The organism is Tenacibaculum sp. SDUM215027 (assembly GCF_050566205.1).
Taxonomy (GTDB): Bacteria; Bacteroidota; Bacteroidia; order Flavobacteriales; family Flavobacteriaceae; genus Polaribacter.
Window position 1 is genome coordinate 109,134 of the sequence record NZ_JBNXUE010000001.1, and the last position, 23,601, is coordinate 132,734.

General features: G+C 33.5%; 8 protein-coding genes. 1 reads left to right on the forward strand and 7 read right to left on the reverse strand.

The genetic code is table 11. From position 1 onward, the window contains the following. Position 1 precedes the first annotated feature (1 nt). From ACQYZ7_RS00575 to ACQYZ7_RS00605, 7 genes are all read right to left on the reverse strand, one after another. Positions 2-7,105, reverse strand: coding sequence for a BspA family leucine-rich repeat surface protein (locus ACQYZ7_RS00575; RefSeq protein WP_430727879.1), 7,104 nt, complete (start codon positions 7,103-7,105; stop codon positions 2-4). 270 nt (positions 7,106-7,375) lie between these two features. Then, on the reverse strand, positions 7,376-8,926 hold the full coding sequence (locus ACQYZ7_RS00580; RefSeq protein ID WP_430727880.1) for a tetratricopeptide repeat protein: 1,551 nt from the start codon (positions 8,924-8,926) through the stop codon (positions 7,376-7,378). Positions 8,927-9,071: 145 nt separating this feature from the next. After that, positions 9,072-9,641: a TetR/AcrR family transcriptional regulator gene (locus ACQYZ7_RS00585; protein ID WP_430727881.1), complete on the reverse strand. Its 570-nt coding sequence runs from the start codon at positions 9,639-9,641 to the stop codon at positions 9,072-9,074. Positions 9,642-9,651: 10 nt separating this feature from the next. Further along, complete coding sequence (locus ACQYZ7_RS00590; RefSeq protein ID WP_430727882.1) at positions 9,652-11,052, reverse strand: efflux transporter outer membrane subunit; 1,401 nt, start codon at positions 11,050-11,052, stop codon at positions 9,652-9,654. Between the two features lie 2 nt (positions 11,053-11,054). Beyond that, positions 11,055-14,192 carry an efflux RND transporter permease subunit gene (locus ACQYZ7_RS00595; protein WP_430727883.1) on the reverse strand — a complete coding sequence of 1,046 codons (3,138 nt, stop codon included), beginning with the start codon at positions 14,190-14,192 and terminating at the stop codon, positions 11,055-11,057. Positions 14,193-14,206: 14 nt separating this feature from the next. Continuing rightward, on the reverse strand, positions 14,207-15,331 hold the full coding sequence (locus ACQYZ7_RS00600; RefSeq protein ID WP_430727884.1) for an efflux RND transporter periplasmic adaptor subunit: 1,125 nt from the start codon (positions 15,329-15,331) through the stop codon (positions 14,207-14,209). 16 nt (positions 15,332-15,347) lie between these two features. Then, on the reverse strand, positions 15,348-15,842 hold the full coding sequence (locus ACQYZ7_RS00605) for a GbsR/MarR family transcriptional regulator (RefSeq protein WP_430727885.1): 495 nt from the start codon (positions 15,840-15,842) through the stop codon (positions 15,348-15,350). 802 nt (positions 15,843-16,644) lie between these two features. On the opposite strand from ACQYZ7_RS00605, the gene ACQYZ7_RS00610 reads away from it, so the two are divergent. Further along, positions 16,645-23,595: a DUF7507 domain-containing protein gene (locus ACQYZ7_RS00610; RefSeq protein WP_430727886.1), complete on the forward strand. Its 6,951-nt coding sequence runs from the start codon at positions 16,645-16,647 to the stop codon at positions 23,593-23,595. Positions 23,596-23,601: the final 6 nt, after the last annotated feature.

Here is a 23,601-nt window from a genome sequence, read left to right on the forward strand (position 1 = left end):
TCTATCTTTTTAAAACTAAAAACCCTTTTGTTTCTTTTGATTTCCCTTCTGTTGAAATTTTTATACTGAAAAAATATGTTCCAGATGGTAACTTATCACCTCCCATACTTGTTAACTTATTGGCAACTCCTCTAAAAACATTAAATTGATTATCATATTCTTTTGTCTGAAATACCATATCTCCCCATCTATTAAAAACAGTTACCATATTATTAGGATATTCTTCAATTCCTTTTATTTCCCAAAAATCATTTACCCCATCATCATTTGGAGAAAAGCCATATTTGGTCTCTCCTACTAAACCTGCTTCAGTTCTAAAACTAATTTCTGAACACCCAGCTGTACTTCCTACCGAATTGTACGAAATTACCGAAACATAAATCGTAGTAGCCTCTGGTAGATCATTGATCGGAGTGTAACTCGTTCCTGTTACTAATTCATTATTTATAATATCAGTTCCGCCTGAAGTTGTTCCGATTGATAAGTAATATCCGTCTGCATCTGCTACTGCTTCCCAACTAATTCCTGTACCAACACTAACATCCGTTGCTCCGTTACTTGGAACTGTAATTGTTGTACAACTTGGGGTTGTTAGTAATGTTTCTGTAGTAAAACTAATTTCTGAACATCCTGTAGCACTTCCAACAGAATTATATGGAGTTACCGACACATAAATTGTTGTTGTTTCTGGTAAATCACTAGCTAAAGTATAACTCGTTCCTGTTACTACTTCATTATTTACAATATCAGTTCCGCCTGAAGTTGTTCCGATTGACAGGTAATATCCATCAGCATCTGCTACTGCATCCCAACTAATTCCTGTACTAACACTAACATTCGTTGCTCCGTTACTTGGAACTGTTATTGTTGTACAATTTGGTGCTGTTGGTACTATTTCTGTAGTGAAACTAATCTCTGAACAACCTGTAGCACTTCCTACCGAATTATATGGAATTACCGAAATATAAATCGTAGTAGCCTCTGGTAAATCATTGGTTGGAGTGTAACTCGTTCCTGTTACTGATTCATTATTTACAATATCAGTTCCGCCTGAAGTTGTTCCGATTGAAATATAATATCCATCTGCATCAGAAACAGCATTCCAACTAATTCCTGTACTAACACTTACATCTGTTGCCCCACTAGTTGGAACAGTAATCGTAGTACAATTTGGTGCTATTAGTAACGTTTCTGTAGTGAAGCTAATTTCTGAACATCCCATAGCATTCCCCACTGAATTGTACGGGATTACTGATACATAAATTATCGTGTTCTCTGGAAAATCGCTCGTAGTGTTGTATGTTGTTCCTGCTACTAATTCATTGTTTACAATATCAGTTCCACCTGAAGTAGTTCCTATTGAAATGTAATATCCATCGGCATCAACTACTGCATTCCAAGTAATTCCTGTACTGACACTTACATTCGTTGCCCCACTAGCTGGAACAGAAATCGTAGTACAATTTGGTGCTGTCAGTAACCTTTCTGTTGTAAAACTAATCTCTGAACAACCTGCAGCATTTCCTACTGAATTATACGATGTTACTGACACGTAAATTGTCGTGTTCTCTGGAAAATCGCTCACAGGATTGTATGTTGTTCCTGTTACTGATTCATTGTTTACAATGTCGGTTCCGCCTGAAGTTGTGCCGATTGATATATAATATCCATCGGCATCAGTTACTGCGTCCCAATTTATTCCTGTACTAACACTAACATTCGTTGCTCCGTTGCTTGGAACTGTGATTGTTGTACAATTTGGTACTGTTGATACTATTTCCGTAGTGAAACTAGTTTCTGAACAACCTGTAGCACTTCCTACCGAATTGTATGGAGTGACCGACACGTAAATTGTTGTTGTTTCTGGTAAATCACTAGCTAGAGTGTAACTCGTTCCTGTTACTACTTCATTATTTACAATATCAGTTCCGCCTGAAGTAGTTCCGATTGATAAGTAATACCCATCAGCATCAGCTACTGTGTCCCAACTAATTTCTGTACTAACACTTACATTTGTTCCTCCATTGGTTGGAACATTTATTGTTGTACAATTTGGGGCATTTACAACTGCATCTCCTGTAGTAAAACTTTCTTCTACACAACCTGTAGCGTCTCCTACATCATTATATGGGATTATACGAACATAATGTATTCTATTTGCTTGTAGGTCTTGAGTAAAACTATAGGAAGTAGTATTTCCTACATCAATACTATTCACAACCTCTATTCCTCCTTGAGTAGTTCCTACACTCACTAAATACCCTGTTGCTTCTGCAATTTCATTCCAAGAAATATCAGTATTCAACGGAACATCAGTTGAACCATTTATAGGGTTCATTAAACTTGTACAACTAGGTGCTACTGGAATAAACTCTGTTTTAAAAGACTCTTCTCCACAACTTATTGCATCACCTTCATCGTTATAAGGAGTTATAGTTACAAAAATATCGGTGTCTTCTGGTAAATCTACAGGTAAATCGTATGTTGTACTGTTACCTACATTAATACTATTAAGAATATCTGACCCTCCAGAAGTGGTTCCTACTGTAAGTCTGTATCCATCTGCATTACTTATAACATTCCATTCTAAATTTGTACTTACAGATATATCTGTAACACCAGCAAGTGGTAAGGTTAAGTTGGTACAATCTGGTACTGTTGATGGAGTTGTAGACACCGTAAAGCTTTCTTCTGCACAAGGACCTACCGCATCTCCATTTTCGTTTGAAGGTACAATAGTAACATGAACTGTTTCTCCTCCTGAAAAATCTGTAGCAAATTCATAAGTGGTGGCATTTACAACAGTTTCATTTATTATAGTTCCAGATGGTTCAATTCTAATTGTTAAAGCATATTCACGTGCATACAAAACAGATCCCCAGGTAAGATTGGTGTTTACTGGAACATCCGTTTCTGCATTTAAAGGAGCTGTTAATTCTGTACACTCTGGAATAGGACAATCTAATACATCTCCAATAAAAATCCATCCAAAATTATCTATCATAGACTGCCTTTCTTCTACAGCATCACAATATGGGAGTGTATTTGCTCCTAAATTTATTCCAGATGTTAACGTTTGTTCAGACCATGCAATAAGCGTATTATCATAATTTGCTCTAGTAAGGGCAGTATTATCTAGCATGTTTTGCATATTTGTTACTCCGCTAATATTCCAATCACCTAAATCTTGATTAAAAGCTATAGCATTATTAAACATGGCATTCATTGATACAGTATTTAACAACCATTGGTCTAAAACTTGATTAAAAGAACTTGCTCCTTGAAACATTCTATCCATACTAGTTACTCCAGTTGGCCTCCAGTTATTAATAGGCTTATTGAAATTTACTGCTCCGTTAAACATGTCTTGTGTTGTGGTTACTTTCCTTATATTCCAGCTTGCTATAGCTCCGTCAAAAGCATTTGCATTTTGAAACATACCTTGCATATTTGTTACTGATGCTACATTCCATGAATCTAACGACTTATTAAAAGATGTTGCTTCTCTAAACATTTCTTGCATCGTGGTAACAAAAGAAACATTCCAATTATTGATATCTTGATTAAATGCTGATGCTCCGTAAAACATTTCAGCCATTGTTTGTGCTTCGCCTGTATTCCAATTCCCTAAAGGTTGGTTAAATATTTCTGCATTTTTAAACATTGCTTCAAAGTTCGTAACCACAGAAGCATTCCAATTATCTAAAGTTTGGTTAAAAGCAGTAGCACTCTCAAACATAGAAGGCATTAAAGTAACTGAACTTACATTCCAACTATCTAATGGTTGATTAAATGCCGTAGCGCTCTCAAACATTTGACTCATATTAGCAACAGCACTTACATCCCAATTATTTAATGGTTGATTAAATTCCTCTGCTCTTCGGAACATCCCTGACATGTTAACTACTGAGTTTACATCCCAAGAGTTTAACGGTTGGTTAAACATTTGAGCATTGTAAAACATTAAACTCATATTCGTTACATTGGTTACATTCCAAGAGTTTATATTTTGGTTAAAATCGCTAGCGCTCTGAAACATACTCTCCATGCTAGTAACCTTAGATACATTCCAATTATCTAGTGGTTGATTAAAGACATTTGCACTTTCAAACATCGAAGTCATATTTGTAACAGAACCTACATCCCAAGAGTTTAAAGGCTGATCAAAGTCAACACATCTCTGAAACATTTCAGACATATCGGTAACATTGCTTACATCCCAATTATCAATATTTTGATTAAAAGCCATGTTTGAAATAAAACCATTAAACATTTCAGACATATCTATAACACTACTTACATCCCAATTATTAAGTGGTTGGTTAAACGCTTCTGCCCTTTCAAACATACTACTCATAATGGTTACACTACTAACATTCCAATTATTAAGATTCTGATTAAATACTTCTGCATTCTGAAACATACCTCCCATATTGGTAACATTTCCTGTATTCCAATTTCCAATGTCTTGATTAAATTCTGATGCACTACCAAACATATAATTCATATTAGTAACATTACTTACATCCCAGTTATTAAGTGGTTGATCATAAACTGAAGTTCCGCTGAACATTCCACGCATATTGGTTACATTACTTACATCCCAATTATTTATGTTTCCATTAAATTTCCTACATGAACTAAACATTCTCTCCATATCCGTCACATTACTAAGAATAGGGATATCTGTAGCATTGTACTCCATATTTGCACAACTTTCAAAAGCTTCGTGCATACTTTCCCAAACTTGAGTACCCCATTGATCTATAGATAATAATTTGTCAGAATCTCCAATAGTTTCATGCTTTGGGGAAGGAAAAACACCAATAATGCTTACTGTATAAATACCTGGTGTAAGGTATGTATGGGTAATATCTCCTGTAACATTGTTATCATACTGTCCGTCACCCCAGTCAATAGAATAATTGTAAGTAAGGTAATTTGGATAACCTAAATTTGTTTCTATTTTTAATTGATTAGTTGGTGTAGTAAATAACGATTGTATACTTGTATCATAGGTAAGTTTGAATGCTTCAGGACTATTTACCCAACTTTCTATTACCGTAAAACTAATTTCTTGGCAACCTGTAGCTGGTCCTTCATCGTTATAAGGAACAACCGTTACATATATAGTATCTCCAGAACTAAATTCGTTTGTAAAGTCTACTCCTACTACATTTCCTACATCTTCATTGTTATATATAATTTGAGAAGTAGCTCCATTTTCTCTTCTTACACTAATTCTATACCCTGTAGCATTAGGAGCTGGATTCCAACGAATATCACTGTTTGCAGGCACTTGCGTATCGCCTGCTTGCGGCATCGTTATTTGGGTACACAATACATAAGAACAGTTTACAATATCTCCTGTAATATTCCATCCATTATTATCAATTAAACTTTGTCTTTGACTTAAAGCATCACAATAATTAAGATTCGTTGCTCCTAAATTAACATTATTTTGAACTGTTTGAGTGCTCCAAGCTATAAGGATGTTGTCATAGTTTTCTTGAGAAATACCACTATTTGACAACATACTTGTCATGTTTGTAACACTAGATATGTCCCAAGCTCCGATATTTTGGTTAAAAGCACTCGCTTGATTAAACATATAAGACATGTTTCTAACACTTACCGTTTCCCAACCACTTATATCTTGATTAAAAGACGTAGCTCTATCAAACATATATTGAAAACCAGTAATATTGCTTACATCCCAGCTATTCAAAGGTTGATTAAAAGCTTCTGCTCGCTGGAATATACTACGCATATTAGTAACATTACTTACGTCCCAAGTGTTCAAGGTTTGATTGAAAGCTTCTGTTCTTTCAAACATACTTTCCATATTGGTAACCTTACTAATGTTCCACAAGCTAATATCTTGATTAAAAACAATAGCACCTTCAAACATTCCTCTCATAGTAACTACATTACTCACATCCCAGTTACCTATAAGCTGATTAAAACCAGAGTTATCTCGAAACATATAACTCATATCAGTAACATTGCTCACATTCCAATTACCTATAGGTTGATTAAAAACTGCTCCCCAAGCCCATCCATCAAACATACCTGACATACTTGTAACATTACTTACATCCCAGTTATCTAGAGGTTGATTAAAGGTTCTGTTTCTAAAAAATAGCCTAGACATATCTGTAACATTACTAACATTCCAACTATTTAAGGGTTGATTGAATTTAGATTGACTAAACATTCCCGCCATTGTTGTAACGCTACTTACATCCCAGTTATCTATTGAACTATTAAAGCTAGAACCTTTAAATGTGTTATTCGTATTGGTAACATTACCAACATTCCAATTATTCATTGGTTGATTATATGCACTTGTATCGTAAAAAGCTCCTTCCATATTAACAACATTAGCTACATTCCAGTTATTAATATTTTGATTGAATTTACGAGCCCTGTATAAAAAGTTTTCTAAAGTAGTTACCGCTGATGTATTCCAGTTATCTAGTGGTTCATTAAAATTGCTTGCATCGTAAAAAGTGTAAGACATATCTGTTACATTAGATGTATCCCACTGATCTAAAGGTCTATTAAAAATTTCGCAATCCATAAATAATCCTGATATGTTAGTTATGGTGCCCATATTCCAATTATTCATAATACCATTAAATAATGAACAATCTCTAAAAGCATTTTGTAAACTAGTAACTTGACTTAAATCTGGTGGAGTAATGGCATCAAAATTTAGGTTTTCACATCCGTAGAAAGCATTTTCCATACTTTGCCATTGAATAGTACCCCAAGACAAGATCTCGATAATTTTGTCAACGTCTCCTGTGTTGTTAAAATAAATTGCTGGAAACGTACCGTCTATTTTAACAGTATAAGTTCCTTGTGTGGCATAGGTATGGGTAATGTCTCCTGTTATATTTGAATCGATATTTCCATCACCCCAATCAACAGTGTATGAATAAGTATATACTGGATTGGTTGGTATTCTTATCTCATTAGCTCCAGAAGATCCTGTACTAATATTTGCTGTGTTCCACAAAGATGTGAACGACTGCGAAAACAATTGACTGCTTAAAATAAAAAAAAGTACTACTAAACTACTTCTTAAAAGTTTACACATAAATTCCTTCATTCTTTTTAATATAATTTTTAACCCTTCTATTTTAATCAAGCATCTTTTTTTATATATCAGATGAAGTAAAAACTACCCAACCATTACATAATGGTTTAATATGTTTTTGTTTGTTTGATAATATTACCAACTCAAACTGAAGCTTCATGTATAAAAAATAATAGCTAAGTACTACTTAATAATATCGTTTATATTAAGTAATAGGGCGCAAGATATAACCGTTTGATGTTATAGAAGTATCATTCTAAAGAGTGGAACCTAATTTATTAGTTTTTTTCGGTACTCTGATGGAGTATAACCCGTTTGTTCTTTAAACACACGGTTAAAAGTAGTTTTGCTTTTGAAACCAGAATCGTAAGCAACAGCAAGTATTTTGTAATCTTTGCTTGTAGATAATTGTAATATTTCCTTGGCTTCTTTAATTCGATATGAGTTGATGAGTTGATAAAAATTCTTATCAAATTCAAACGAAAATACTTCAGATAAATGATGACTACTTAGTGATAGCTTTTTAGCAAAATTTGCTTGTGTTAAGTTATGGTTTAAATATATTTTTTCTTCTTCAATTTCCTTTAATATTTCTTGCTTGTAAGAGCTTCTATCTTCTTTTGACAAGGATGAATTTTTATACTTTTCTGATGTGACTTTTACTTCTTCTATTTGCTCTTTCGTTTCTTTAACAGCATTTTTTTCATCGTTCTTTTTTATGTAAATCCAAAATAACCCTCCTAAACCGATCATACAAAATACACTAAACCACAAGGTTGTTTTTTGCTGCTCTGAGAGTAAAGCCTCTGTATCCTCTTGCGCTGAAATAGTTTTCTCTTTTGCTTCAATTTCTGCCTTTAACTCCTCTGTTATTGCTTTTTTTTGATTCTTAAGAAAACTTATTCGGCTCTCGTTATATTTCTTTTCTGCGCTTAAGTAAGCTGTAGTTTTGTTTTGCTTTTGATATATTATGGTGAGGTTCTCATAACATATCATTTCTATTTCTTCTATGTTTTTTTCAGAAGCTATGTTTAGCGCCTGTTTTAAATACTCTTCTGCTTTATTATAATGTTCTAACTTTAAATTTGCGACTCCTAAATTGACAAAAATCCACGCTTTTACCCTTGTATTCTTTTCAAAAGCTTTGTACTTTGTAGCTTTGTTAGCTGTTTCAACTGATTTTTCATATTCTCCTAACTTATAATATGAACTGCTAATATGATTTAATGATGTTAAAACAATACTTTCATTACCTGTTTTTTCTCCAATTTTTTTTACTTGTTCAGCATAAAGCAATGATTCTTTTTCCTTATTTAAAGCAGAATAACTTATCGATAAACCATTCAACGCAGCCATTTTTATTAAGTTTGGCTTCTTTGTATAAGCTGCTTGCTTTAATATCTTCTTCATGGTTTCTATACTCTTTTCATAAAGCTCTACATTATTATATATGTTCCCTAAGTTTACCAGAACTACAGTTTCAGCTTGCTTGCTTTCTAGTATTGTTTTAGCAATAGTTAAAGCTTCTTTATACAATGCTATACCTTCTACATATTTTGTTTGCATATTTAAGCTTATTGCTTGATTAACCATTGCTTTTACTTGTAAAGCTTTTAGGTTGTTCTTTTTAGAAATATTGTATAAAGAATCACTGTAAATTTTATGGAGCTTGTAATTTCCTTCCGTATAGTTTTCTTGTAATTTTTCTAAATAACTTTCTGCTTTTTTTTGGGTATTTAAAAGCTGTGAACCTGTTTTATCTTGACTATAAAACTGGGTTACAATACTAAGTAATAAATATGTAGTTATATTTTTAAACAATCTCTGTTTATTTTTCACAAAAGTACGTCAAAAATATTTTTTCTTTTTCCAACTATAAATCGTTTTTTCAAAACAAAAAGTGTCTTGTAGATATGATAACATACTACATGACACTTCTTATCAAAAACCACAAAAACTTGTGTATTTACTTAGTCGGTTTTAGAGAATTTAAATTATTAACAATCATATATTCTAACAACACTTCTTTTGAATAATTGCCAAACAAATTATCAGAGTCAAACAAACGGCTCTCTAATCCACTTAAATATAATTTACTAAATAATTCAAGATCTATATCAGGTCTTATCTCTCCTTGTTCTTTAGCTTCTTTTAATAGGTTCATTACATCTGTAGAAACAACATCTTTTGTAATTTCCTTGTAAGCATTATAAGCATTCGGGTAGTACTTTTTTAATCCAAAAATAAATGAGGGTTTAAATTTTACCACATACTTAAAAACTACTTCATATATTTCTATCACTTTGTTTAATGCTGGTTTCTCAGATTTGAGAATAGGGTCTATATCAATCTTAAATTCATTTATTAGCTCTCTAATACTTTCAATTATTAATTCCTCTTTTGAAGAGAAGCAAGCATAAATGGTTTTTTTTGAAATTCCGAGTAACTCTGCTATTTCATCCATTGTAGTATGCTTACTGCCAAATGCTATAAACTTTTCTTTGGCTACTTTAATAAGTTTTGCCCTATTACTCATAATGACCTTCTTATTTCCAACCGCCTCCTAATGCTTCATATAAGTTTACAACACTTAACAGCTGATTTAACTTGTTATTTATAACATTTAACTCAGCATTTAAAGCTCTTTCTCTTGCTGTTAATAAGTCTAAGTAGTTAGCATACCCATTTTTTAACAACTCTTCTGAGTTCACTTCTGCTCTTCGTAAAGCCTCAACCTCATTTTGTCTGTATTCAAATTTTTCGGTTTCCGCATTATAATCAAAAAGTGCATTTGAAACTTCATTTCCAGCGGTTAACAAGGTCTTTTTAAAACTTAATAATGCTTGTTCTTGCTGTGCTTTAGCTACCTCGTGTTGTGTTTTGATTTTTCTTTGATTGAAAATAGGTTGTGTTAAGCCTCCAATTATGTTTGCAAACAAAGAATTTGCACTTAATAATTCATCAAGTTCTAAACTTTGAAATCCTCCACTTGCTGTTACTGTTAAAGATGGATAAAAATTACTTTTAGCAACATTTGTCATCTCAAAAGCATTAATCAAACCATATTCAGCAGCCATAACATCTGGTCTGTTTCTTAGTAATTTTGCTGGAACACCTATTTTAACTACCTCATCCAACTGTTGTTGTGAAAGCTTGCTTCTTTCAACAACTACTGATGTTCTTCCTAATAATAAATTTAGTGCATTCTCAGTTTTAAAAATAGCTGCTTCTAAATCTACTTTTAGTGCTTTTGCATTATTATACTGTGCAATATTCTGATCTACTGCAACCTGATTAACTTGTCCAGCATCTTTAAGAGCTTTAATAGTGTTTACACTACTTTCTCTTGTCTCAATGGTTTGTTCAGTTACTTCTAATTGAGCATCTAAAGCCAATAACTGGTAATATGTTGAAGTTATCACAGAAACTAATTGTGTTTTTACAGCTTGATGCGCCGCTACACTTTGCAAATAACCTGCTTTTCCTGCTCGTTTGTTACTACGTATTTTACCCCAAATATCAGCTTCCCAAGAAAGGTTTCCTGTAACTTCATACTGATCTATACTACCATTAAAAAAAGACCCGAACTGACTGTTTTTTGCCAATTCTTGGTGTGTAGCTTTTGCTCCTACACTTAAAGTAGGAAAATATCCTGCTTTACCTTGTTTCATATAAGCCTCAGCAGCTGCCATTTGTTGTAGTGCGACACGGATATCTAAGTTATTTTGAAGCCCTTCATCAATATATTGTTTTAAATGAGCATCAGTAAACATATCTTTCCATGACACATCTGCCATTGAGATACTATCTTTTGGTAAATTATCTGTTCTATACAAGTGTTCTGTTTCTTTTAACTCAGGACGTGCATAATCCTTAGCAACAAAACAACTTTGTAAGGTTGTAGCCATTACGACTACAACCAACGTTTTATTTAAAATAAATTTCATAATTAATCTTCTTTAGTTTCAATAACAACTGGCTTGCTTGATACTTTTTCTTGTAACCATTGGAATACAACAAATAGTACAGGAATAACAAATACCCCTATTAAAGTACCAATTAATAATCCTCCTGCAGCACCAGTTCCAATAGAATTGTTTCCTTCAGCACCTACTCCTTTTGCTAACACTAATGGCATTAATCCAAGAATAAATGCAAATGAGGTCATTAAAATAGGTCTTAAACGTACTTTTGCTCCCTCAATAGCTGAGTCGTATAAGCTTTTTCCTTGTTTACGACGTTGTATTGCGAACTCTACAATAAGAATCGCATTCTTAGCCAGCAGTCCTAATAACATAATTAATGCAATTTGGAAATAGATGTTGTTCTCTAACCCTGCTAAATAAGTGGTATAATATGCTCCTGCTACACCAATTGGTAACGAGAAAATTACTGATAATGGTAATAGGTAACTCTCATACTGTGCTGCTAATAAGAAATAAACGAACAAAATACTAATCATAAAAATAATGGTAGATTGTCCTGATGATGCTATTTCTTCCCTAGTAATTCCTGAGTAAGCAACACTATACCCTTCTGGTAAATTATTTTCTGCCAAGGTGTTTATTTTAGTAATTGCATCACCTGTACTAAACCCTGGAGTTACCCCTCCGTTTACAGTAACTGAGTTAAATAAGTTAAATCTATTTACCGTTTGCGGACCATATACACGTTCTAAGCTTACAAATTGAGAAATTGGTGTCATTTCTCCACTTGGTGTTTTTATAAACATGCTATTTAAACTTTCTTCATTTATTCTATCTTCAGGTAACGACTGTACAAAAACTCTAAATTGCTTTCCGAATCTACTAAAATCTGCTGCGTAATTACCTCCTATATATCCTTGTAAAGCTGAAAGTATAGCACTTGTAGATACTCCTGCCTCTTTAGCTCTTTCTACATTAATATCTAATTCTAACTGAGGAAACCCAGTATCAAAAGAGTTAGAAGCAAATGCTATTTCTGGCTGTTGATTTAATAATCCTACAAATTGTTTTGCTGTTGCATCCATTTCTGTTAGCGGTTTTGCAGCACGATCTAATAATCGCATTTCAAAACCATCAGCACTACCAAAACCAGGCACACTTGGTGGTGTAAAGAAAATGATATTCGCGTCTGGTATCGTTGCTGCTTTACCAAATAATTGACCAACTATACTTTTCACTGACTCTGCATCACTCTCTCTTTCGCTCCAGTCTTCCAAAATAATAAAGCCCATTGCGTATGAACTACCTTCTCCTGAGAAAAAGTTTCTTCCACTAATAAATGATGCTCCTTTTATTCCTTCAATTCCTTTTATACTCTCATATAGCTTTTCTGTTACTTCATATGATCTATCTAATGAAGAACCTGCTGGTAATTCAGCATTCATAAAAACTACCCCTCTATCTTCTGACGGTACAAAACCTGTAGGTATTGTATTACTTGCCCAGACAATTGCTAAAACACTTAATCCTAAAATACCTGCAGTTACCCACTTATGTTTTACTAAAAAGCCTAACGATTGGGTATATTTATTGGTTACTGCGTTAAATCCGGCATTAAAAGCATCGTAAAAACGTTGTAACAATCCTTTTTTCTTGTGGTTTTCATTATGTGGTTTTAATAACAATGCACTTAAAGCAGGTGTTAATGTTAAGGCGTTTACTGCTGAAATTAAAATAGCAACCATTAACGTTACCCCAAATTGCTCATAAAACACCCCTGATGGTCCTTGTATAAAAGTAATTGGCACAAATACCGCCATCATTACCAACGTAATTGAAACAATAGCTCCACTAATTTCACTCATAGCAGAAACAGATGCTTTTTTAGCACTTTCCGCTCCATCTTCCAGTTTAGCGTGTACTGCTTCTACCACCACAATGGCATCATCTACCACAATTCCAATTGCTAAAATTAAAGCGAATAAGGTTAATAGGTTGATAGAGTATCCAAATAGATTTAAGAAAAAGAACGTACCAATAATTGACACTGGAACTGCTATCGCTGGTATTAAAGTAGATTTAAAATCTTGTAAGAAAATAAACACTACAATAAATACTAATAAAAAGGCTTCTATTAAGGTACTTTTTACTTTGTTTACTGATGCTGTTAAGAATTTATTGGTATCGTAATTAATAATGTAATCTAGTCCTTCTGGAAAATCTTTCTTTAAGTCTTCTAATTTTACATAAATATTTTCAATAATTTCTTGTGCATTTGAACCTGGTGTTTGAAAAACTCCGAAGTTAAGTGCAGGGCTTCCATTTGTACGTGATAATGATGAATAAGAAAATGCGTCTAATTCTACTTTTGCTACATCTTTAACACGTAAAAACTGTCCATTTCCTAAAGCTTTAACAACAACATTTTCGTATTCTTTTGCTGTTTTGTATCGTCCTTTATATTTAATTACATATTCAAAAGACTCTCCTGAATTTTGTCCTAAAGACCCAGCTGCTGCTTCTAAACTTTGTTCATTAATTGCTGCGATTACTTCTCTAGGTTCTAACTTATAAGATGCCATTTTTGCTGGATCTAACCATACGCGCATCGAATAGTCTTTTGCTCCAAATACATTTACAGCTCCCACCCCAGAAACACGTTGTAGTTCTGGTTTCACATTTATATTTAGATAATTTTGAATAAAAACATCATCATATTCTGGATTTGTTGAAAAAATGGCTGCATATAAAAGTGCTGAGTTTTGCTGCTTTGCAGTAATAACTCCTGCTCTTGTAACTTCAGAAGGTAATAAAGCATTAGCTCTAGCAACTCTGTTCTGTACGTTTACCGCAGCAATATCTGGATCGTAACCTTGTTCAAAGAATACTTGAATACTTGCTGTACCTGTATTACTTGCTGTAGAAGTCATATAAGTCATTCCTTCTACCCCGTTTATTTGTTCTTCTATAGGAACAATAACACTTTCTAAAATTGTTTCGGCACTCGCTCCCGGATAAGAAGCGGTAACCTGCACCGTTGGTGGTGCTATATCAGGATATTGCGTTACCGGTAATTGCGTTAATGACAGTACCCCTAATATTACTATGATAATAGAGATTACTGTAGAGAGTACCGGACGCTCTATAAATTTTTGTAACATAATGGTTTTATTAATTATTTAAATACCGTATCGAATGAGTTAACTATACTGTCTAAAGGTGTTGGAACAGGTTTAATTTTTGATCCAGAACGTACTTTATTTAATCCTTTACCTAAAATGGTTTGCTCTTTTGTCAATCCTGATTTAACTACATAAAGCTTTCCTATTTGTGCTTCAACTTCAATAGTTTTCTCAGCCAAAGAATCATTATTTACTGTATATACATATACTTTACCTTGACGTTCAAATGTAGATTCTGAAGGTATTACTAATGCATCGTTATGTACTTTAGGTATTAAGATTGTACCACTGCTTCCATTACGTAACAAACCTGCTTTATTATCAAATTTTGCTCTAAAACTAATAGTTCCTGTTTGTTGGTTAATATCTCCTGCTATAGTTTCAATAACTCCTGTTTGCTCGTACTCTTTTCCGTTTGCTAGTAATAATTTTACTGGTGGTAGCTTTTTAATTTTCTCATCCATAGTAGCTCCTTCTGCTGAAGCTATAAAATTTAAAAATTCTTTTTCATTCATTGAAAAATAAGCATACACATTTTTTATAGAAGCAATTTTTGTAAGTGGCATAGCACTCTGTGCACTTACTAATGCTCCTTTTCTGTAGTTGATTGAACCTACAAATCCGTTTACAGGACTTTTTATATTTGCGTAGTTAATATTAGCTATAACACTATTATATGTACTTTTAGCTTGTGCCAAATTAGCTTTGGCTGTTTCTAATTGTACCGGACTAATAATATTCTTTTCTACTAATGGTTTTAGTTTATTAACTTCTACCTTCGCCGTGTTTACTACTGCTTTTGCTGCTTCAGCATCTTGACTTAATGATTGTGTTTCTAACTTAAACAACAATTGTCCTTGCTTAACCTTTTGTCCTTCTTTTACTAAAACGTTTTTCACATACCCAGAAACCTTTGGTCTTATTTCACTATTTACTTCTCCTTCTATAGTTACAGGGTAGCTTTGATAATTCGTTATTGTTTTTTTAGCAACCTTAACTACCGGAAAAGGTAGCGCGGGCATCTGCTGTTGATTTTGTTGTTGTTTTTTTTCACAGCTTGTAAAAAATAATGCAACAATGCTAAGAATAGCAATACCGTATATGTGTTGATATTTCATTTTATGTATATAATAATTAGTATTTGTGGTTTATGATTTTTTCTTTTAGTTTAGTTATAGATAAGACTGCTCTATCTAAAAACTCAATAAAACTGTCATGAAAACCGAGATCAAATTTATCTTCTTCTTTCAATGTTTTATTAATATCTTCTTTGTATTCTTTTACTTCTATGTGTAGCTCTTTTTCCCCTTCCCATTCTTCTACCATACTGCTTATTCCTTGTAACATGGTATCACTATTAAGAATGAAGTATTTTTTTCTATCACCTGTTTTTGTAAAGTAACTTACTTTCTTCAACCCTTGTAGATGATTAAGGTGTGTTGAAATTGTACTTTTACTAGCACAAAGACTAGACACTAAATCTTCAAAGGTTGTTCCTTGTCTTCCTGTTAAAATAATATGTGAAAATATTCTTGCCGCCACTGGAGCTAACTGTTCTTTTTTTTCTAAAAAAACTCCTAGCTTCTCAACCAATTCACATTTTTTCTTTTCTACTTGATTCATCTTCATTAAAATTTACCATGCAAAAATAAGTTTAGTTCGGAACAAACCGAACCAAACGAAGTTAAAAAAATGTTAATACATTCTTAAAAAACTTTTTATACATACACATATATGATCTTTTTTACCTTACCTACTTTTAAAGTTTTAATGATTATTAAAAAATTACGAGTACTCTATACAGCTAGCAGCAAAACTTACAGAAACAAACACTACCTAATAAAAATGTATTAAATTTAAATTTCTTGTTTTATTTTAATTATTTTTTTACTATATTCACAAAGAATTGAGAATTTAAATCATAATAAAATAATATTAAAGATCATGATTTTATCTCATACACACACCCCTTAAAGTTAAAATACTATTTACTGTCATTAGTTAACTACTGACTGTTGGAAACTAGGTAATTCCTTTTTTAGGTTTTACTGGAACACATTTAAGTTTTTTTAATTTAAGTCTCTCGCACCATGATTATTTATCTCTTACCTCATCGTAAAGGTTAGCTATAATTAAACACTATTATTTTTAAGCAAAACTTTAAGGGTTGACCTACTGCTATTTCAACAATATGCTGTTGTTTTTTTTAACTGCCATTATTTGGGAGTTTTATAACTATACATATACTCACAACAAATTATACCCCCGTAAAATGAATTCTAATTTATTGCTTTGTTAAAAAATTAGCTATTACATCTTAATATTTAAAAGCTTTTTTCCAACATTATTAAATTAATGTATTGTATGTCTCTGTCCATAAACCACTATTAGGACTTGACAATACTTTACAATGTCTAACCAATCAACTATTATGAAAAGAATTACTCATACGTACTTAACGTTGCAAAAAATTTGCATACAATTCAAATTCACTTCTATATTTTTCTTGTTTTTGATTCTTTCTTCATTTTCTGAAAACAGAAACTTAAATGACAATATTAATTATTCTCCACCTATAACTGTTCCCTGTAACACTGATTCTCCCGTCGCTATCACTTCAGCTAGTTTTACTGACTTGACTGTAACTGAAGATACTAGTGGACTTTGTTTATTAGGTTGTGGTATTTCAAACCTCAACAACTTAACAGATACTGACCTTACGAACTATACTACAGTTTCTACACTACTAGGGCTAGGCGTAACCCACACAGTAACAGTAACCGATAACACTACAGATGAATATTTTGAAGCTGGAAGTTATGCAGGCTTTTTAGTAGAAAATGGCTCTATTGCTCAAATAGATCTACTTGGGTCAATCACCATAAGAACCTACCTAAATGGCGTTCAACAAGAAACAAGTTCGGGAAATTCATTAATAACACTAGATAGCTCTCTGCTAAATAACGACCAATTTTATGTGGGGTTTTATACTACATTAGACTATGATAGTATTGAAATTTCGGCAGCTAGTTTAGCTGGTATTGCTTCTAGCACCAATATTTATTATCCTGTTACTAATAGTTTTTGCGTTGGTCCTAATTTAGAGCCTAATACCCCTACTTTAATAAATAAACCTGATTTTCCTGCTCGTATTGTTGATGAACACACAGGAATGGGAGGCCTTTTAAATGTTGGTACTGTCACAAACACCAATGCTGCAGTAGACTCAAACAGTAATACGTATGCTAGTATTGATTTTACTTTAGGAGTTATAGCTACTGGAAGCATTTCTATAAAAGACGAATTAACAAATTATCCAGCACAAACTTATGTAGGTTTTGATATTGAAAATGCTTCTGTTCTGAATCTTGAATTACTTGACGGGGTTACAATAACTACATATTTAGATGGAGTACAACAAGAAGTTAAAACAGGTAGTTCTGAATTATTATCTATAGACAGTGGTTTATTGTTTACGGGGACTGAACGATCACAAGTAGGTTTTGTAACTTCATTACCTTTTGATGAGGTTCAATTATCCATTCAACAGACTCTTTCTCTAGACTTAGGAAGCACTCGAGTTTATGGCCTCATATTAGAAGCTTTTAGTGAGGGTGATTTAAACTGTGATACTGCTACGTTACTAAACAACCCTTCTCAACCTGTTATAATTAACAACACAAATACTGGTGTGAATGGGGTGGCTTGTGTAGCCTGTGAAGTAGATAATGCAACAAATGTTATTAGTGAAAGTGAATCTGACTTTGCTATGATAAATGTAACAGCTGGTGTTGCTAGCACAGCTTCTATTTCTGTTGAAAACGTTTTAAATAATTTTCCATCTGGAAGTACTGCTGGATTTGTTATTAGAGACACAAATGACCTACTAGAACTAGACCTTTTAAACTCTCTAACTATAACGACCTACTTAGATGGTTCGGTACAAGAAACACAATCTGGGAGTAACTTATTAGCTCTTGAAGCATTAGGGTTAATAAATATAACTCCATCTACAACTAATGGTTTTTATTTAGTAGGATTCCCTACCACACTTGAATATGATGAAATTCAGCTTACGGTTAGCTCACTTGCTGCTGTTATTAATAGTATTGAGGTATATGGCAGTTATGTAGATTACTCTATACAAATATCAGGAAGTTCTATAAAAGAAACTGCTATTGGAGCTTCAGACGGAAGCATATCTTTATCTGTATCAGGAGGAACACCTCCCTACACTTATTTATGGAGCCCAGGAGGTGAAACCTCATCTTCTATTTCAGGGTTAACCCAAGGAAACTATACTGTAACTGTAACAGATTCTAATGGATGTCAATCTACAGCAGAATATATTATTTTTACTGATGGTGTACAATATCCTATTCCATGTAACACAGAAAACCCTATAGCAATAACAAATGATAATTTCACAGATTTAACAGTGGATGAAAATACTTCTGGGCTCTGTGTGGCAGGTTGTGGTATTTCAGATGCTAGTAACATCATAGATACTGATCCTTCTAGTTTTGCTTCCGTATCAACACTTATTGGTCTTGGAGTAACACATACGCTAACTGTAACAGATAATACCGCTAGTGAATTTATTGAGTCAGGTGGTTATGCCGGCTTCTTAATAGAAAATACTTCTGTGCTTCAAGCTGACCTTTTAAATGCTATTACCATAACAACTTATCTTGACGGAGCACAACAAGAAACTAACACTGGTACTTCTTTACTTGCTTTGGACAGTCCTATTTTAGGTGCTGATCAATTCTATGTTGGTTTTTATACTTCAATGAATTATGATGCTGTTGAAATTTCTATTTCTAGTTTAGCTGGAATTGCATCAACAACAAACGTTTACGCTGCTGTAACAAATAGGTTTTGTGAAGGACCTGAATTAGCATGTAACACCGCCACACAACTTACTAAGCCAAACTTTCCAGTTAGGGCAGTAGAGGAGCATACTGGTAATGGTGGTCTTTTAACACTAGGTACCGTTAACAATATTAATAATGCTATAGACTCTGACACCTCCAACTACGCTTCTATAAATTTATTAGCTGGGGTAGCTGGTACAGCATCTATAGCCTATAAAAATGAAATTACAGATTACACCGCTAATACTTTTGCTGGATTTGATATTGAAAATACTACCCTTTTAAACACTCAATTATTTGACGCTATAACCATTTCAACATATTTAGATGGAGTTCTTGTTGAATCTAAAACAGGAGCAACAGAATTACTCCCTGTGTATTCTGGATTATTATTAACAGGAAGTGAATCTGTACGATTAGGGTTTATTACTACCGCTCCTTTTGACGAAGTACAACTTTCTATGGCACAAACCCTTTCATTAAATCTGGGTAGTACCAGAGTTTACGGAATGGTAGTTCAATCTTTCTGTCCAGGAATAATCAATTGTGACGAACCTTATGTAATATCAAACCCAAGTAACTCAGTGATTATTAACAATGATAATACAGGAACTGATGGTGTTGCTTGTATAGCCTGTGAGGTTGATGATGCTGTGAATGTTATATCTGAAGACAATTCTGATTATGCACTTATAAATATTGTAGCAGGAATAGCAGGGAGTGCCTTTATTTCAGTTCAAGATGTACTTGTTGACTATCCAGCTGGTACACAAGCTGGGTTTGTTATCAGAGACACAAACGACTTACTTCAAGCAGATTTATTGAATACACTCACGATTACAACTTATCTTGATGGCGTTCAACAAGAACAGCAAACAGCAAATAATTTGTTAGCTCTTGAAGCACTTGGGTTAGTTAATATTACTCCAACAAGTACAGATAGCTTTTACGTGGTAGCTTTCGACACTAGTACTAGTTTTGACGAAATTCAATTAACTATAACCTCATTAGTTGCCGCGGTAAATTCAATTGAAGTTTACGGTGGATATATTGATGCTACTAGCACATCTTTTTGTCAGCAAGCAGATATTGCTTTATTAAAACAAGGTGTTTTTAACGATGTAGACAATGATGGATGTAGCAACCCTGGTGAAACAATTACTTATACATATACCGTGACTAACACAGGTAATGTTAGTATTACAAATGTTGAGTTAACCGATCCTATTTCTCCATCTCCTTTAACATTAGATTCTGGTGATACTGATGGTGATAATGAACTAGATGTTGACGAAACATGGATATATTCATTAGACTATATTATCACTCAAGATGACATTGACAATGGCTCAGTTACTGGTCAAGCTACTGTAACTGGAGTGAGCACAGGAGGAACCAATGTAAATGATTTATCTGACGACAATAGCATATTAGAAGACGATTCAACTATAGTTAATTTATGCCAAACTGAAGATATTGCTCTTATTAAACAAGGAACCATTAATGATGAAAATGGAGATGGTTGTAGTGATGACGCAGAAACTATAACTTTTTTCCTTTCCGTAATAAACACAGGAAACACAACACTAAATTCAGTAGTCGTAATCGATCCCTTAATATCAGTTTCTTACAGCTCAGGAGATACTGACTCAGATAATCAATTAGATGTTGACGAAGTATGGATATACACAGGATCTTACATTATTACTCCGCCTGATATCGCAAATACATCTGTCGAGAATCAAGCAACTGTACAAGCAAGTACCGTTTCTGGAGGTACAGTAACTGATGTATCAGACGATAATAGTGTTTTAGAGGATGACATAACATCTATTGATTTATGTCAAGCGCCAGACATTGCCATTGTTAAAACAACAATATTTAATGACGAAGACTCTGACGGTTGTAGTAATACTGGAGAAACACTAACGTATACAATGACTGTTACCAACCAAGGAAATACTGGTTTAACAAACGTTACTGTAAACGACCCTTTACTAGGTGGAGTGGTTACACTAAATTCAGGAGATACAAACACCAACAATACTCTTGATGTAGGCGAGATATGGATATATAATGCTGATTACACTTTAACTCAAGACAGTATTGATACTGGATCAGTTACAAATCAAGCTACAGCAAGTGGTGAATCATCACTAGGAGTCATTGTTACAGACTTATCTGATGATAATAGTATTCTTGAAGACGATCAAACTCAAACTACATTATGTCAATCTGATAGTATTGCACTTATTAAAACGGCTACTTTCAATGATGAAAATACAGACGGATGTAGTAATGTAGGAGAAACATTAACCTATAACTTCACTCTTACAAATACAGGAAATACTACCATTACCAATGTAGTTCTTACCGATCCAATGTTAGGTGGTACAATCCTACTAGCTTCAGGTGATACCGATAGTGATAATCAACTTGATGTTAATGAAACTTGGAACTATACCGCCAACCACACTATCACTCAAACCAATATTGATAATGGTTCTGTAACAAATCAAGCAACTGTTACAGGTACTAGTATTGGTGGTAACAATGTAAATGATTTATCAGACAATGATAGCTTTCTTGAAAATGACCAGACTCAAACCACATTGTGTCAATCTGATGGAATAGCACTTATTAAAACAGCTACTTTTAATGATGAAAACACTGACGGATGTAGCGATGTAGGAGAAACAATAACCTACAACTTTACTCTTACAAACACAGGAAACACTACCATTACTAATGTAATCCTTACAGACCCAATGCTAGGTGGTACAATCGCACTAGCTTCAGGTGATACCGATAGTGATAATCTGCTTGACGTTAATGAAACTTGGGTGTATACCACCAACTACACTATTACTCAAACCAATATTGATAATGGTTCGGTTAACAATCAAGCAACTGTTACAGGTACAAGTATTAGTGGTAATAATGTAAGTGACCTATCTGATAACGATAATATTCTTGAAGATGATCAAACGCAAACTACATTGTGTCAATCCGATGGAATTGCACTTATTAAAACCGCAACTTTCAATGATGAAAATACTGATGGATGTAGCGATATAGGAGAAACGATAACCTACAGCTTTACTCTTACAAATACTGGAAATACTAGTATTACCAATATAGTTCTTACAGACACTATGTTAGGTGGTACAATTGTATTAGCTTCAGGTGATACTGACAACGATAATCAACTTGATATTAATGAAACTTGGAGTTATACCTCTAACTACACTATCACACAAGCCAATATTGATAACGGTTCTGTAAGCAATCAAGCAACTGTTACAGGTACTAGTGTTAGCGGAAATGATGTAAATGACTTATCGGACAATGATAGTATCCTTGAAGATGATCAAACTCAAACCACACTTTGTCAATCTGATGGTATAGCACTTATTAAAACGGCTACTTTCAATGATGAAGATACAGATGGGTGTAGTGATGTAGGAGAAACTATTACATATAATTTTACTCTTACAAACACAGGAAGTACCAGTATTACTAATGTAGTTCTTACCGACCCTATGTTAGGAGGTACAATTACACTAGCTTCAGGTGATACTGATAACGACAATCAACTCGATGCTAATGAAACTTGGAATTATACCGCTAATTACGCTATCACACAAGCCAATATTGATAATGGTTCTGTAAGTAACCAAGCAACTGTTACAGGAACTAGCCTTAGTGGAAATGACGTAAATGACTTATCAGACAATGATAGTGTTCTTGAAGATGATCAAACTCAAACTACACTTTGTCAACCTGATAGTATTTCTCTTGAAAAAATAAGCACTTTTAATGATACTAATGGAGATGGATATGCAAATATCGGAGAAACAATAACATATAGTTTTATCATTTACAATACTGGTGCATCAACACTATATAATATTACTTTACAAGACAACCTACCTGGCATTACTATAAACGGCAACACTATTCCTCAACTATTACCAGGTGAGATGGATAACACAACCTTTACTGCTACTTATACTATAACTGAACAAGATTTAACTAACGAGTCCGTCACTAATCAAGCCTTAGTTACTGCAGAAGACTCCTCTGGGGACCCAATAACTGACACTTCTGACGATCCTAATAACTTAGATGATATTGACATTGATAATGATGGTGATCCAGATGATCCGACAATCACGGATTTACCTGTAGAAGAAATTGCTTTTGAAATTTTTAATGCTGTTTCTCCTGATGGAGATGGGGCTAATGATTTCTTCCGTATTAATGGTATAGAGAACTATCCTAACAATAATCTTAAAGTTTTTAATAGATGGGGAGTTTTAGTTTATCAAACTGACGCCTATGGAGCTAATGGAAACCTGTTTAGAGGAATTTCTGAAGGACGTGCAACAGTTAGTAAAGAACAAAAACTACCTACAGGTACTTATTTCTATATACTAACACGATGGAACTCTGATCAAGAAGCTATGACTAACAAAGGATATTTATATCTAAAAAGAAATTAAAAACCA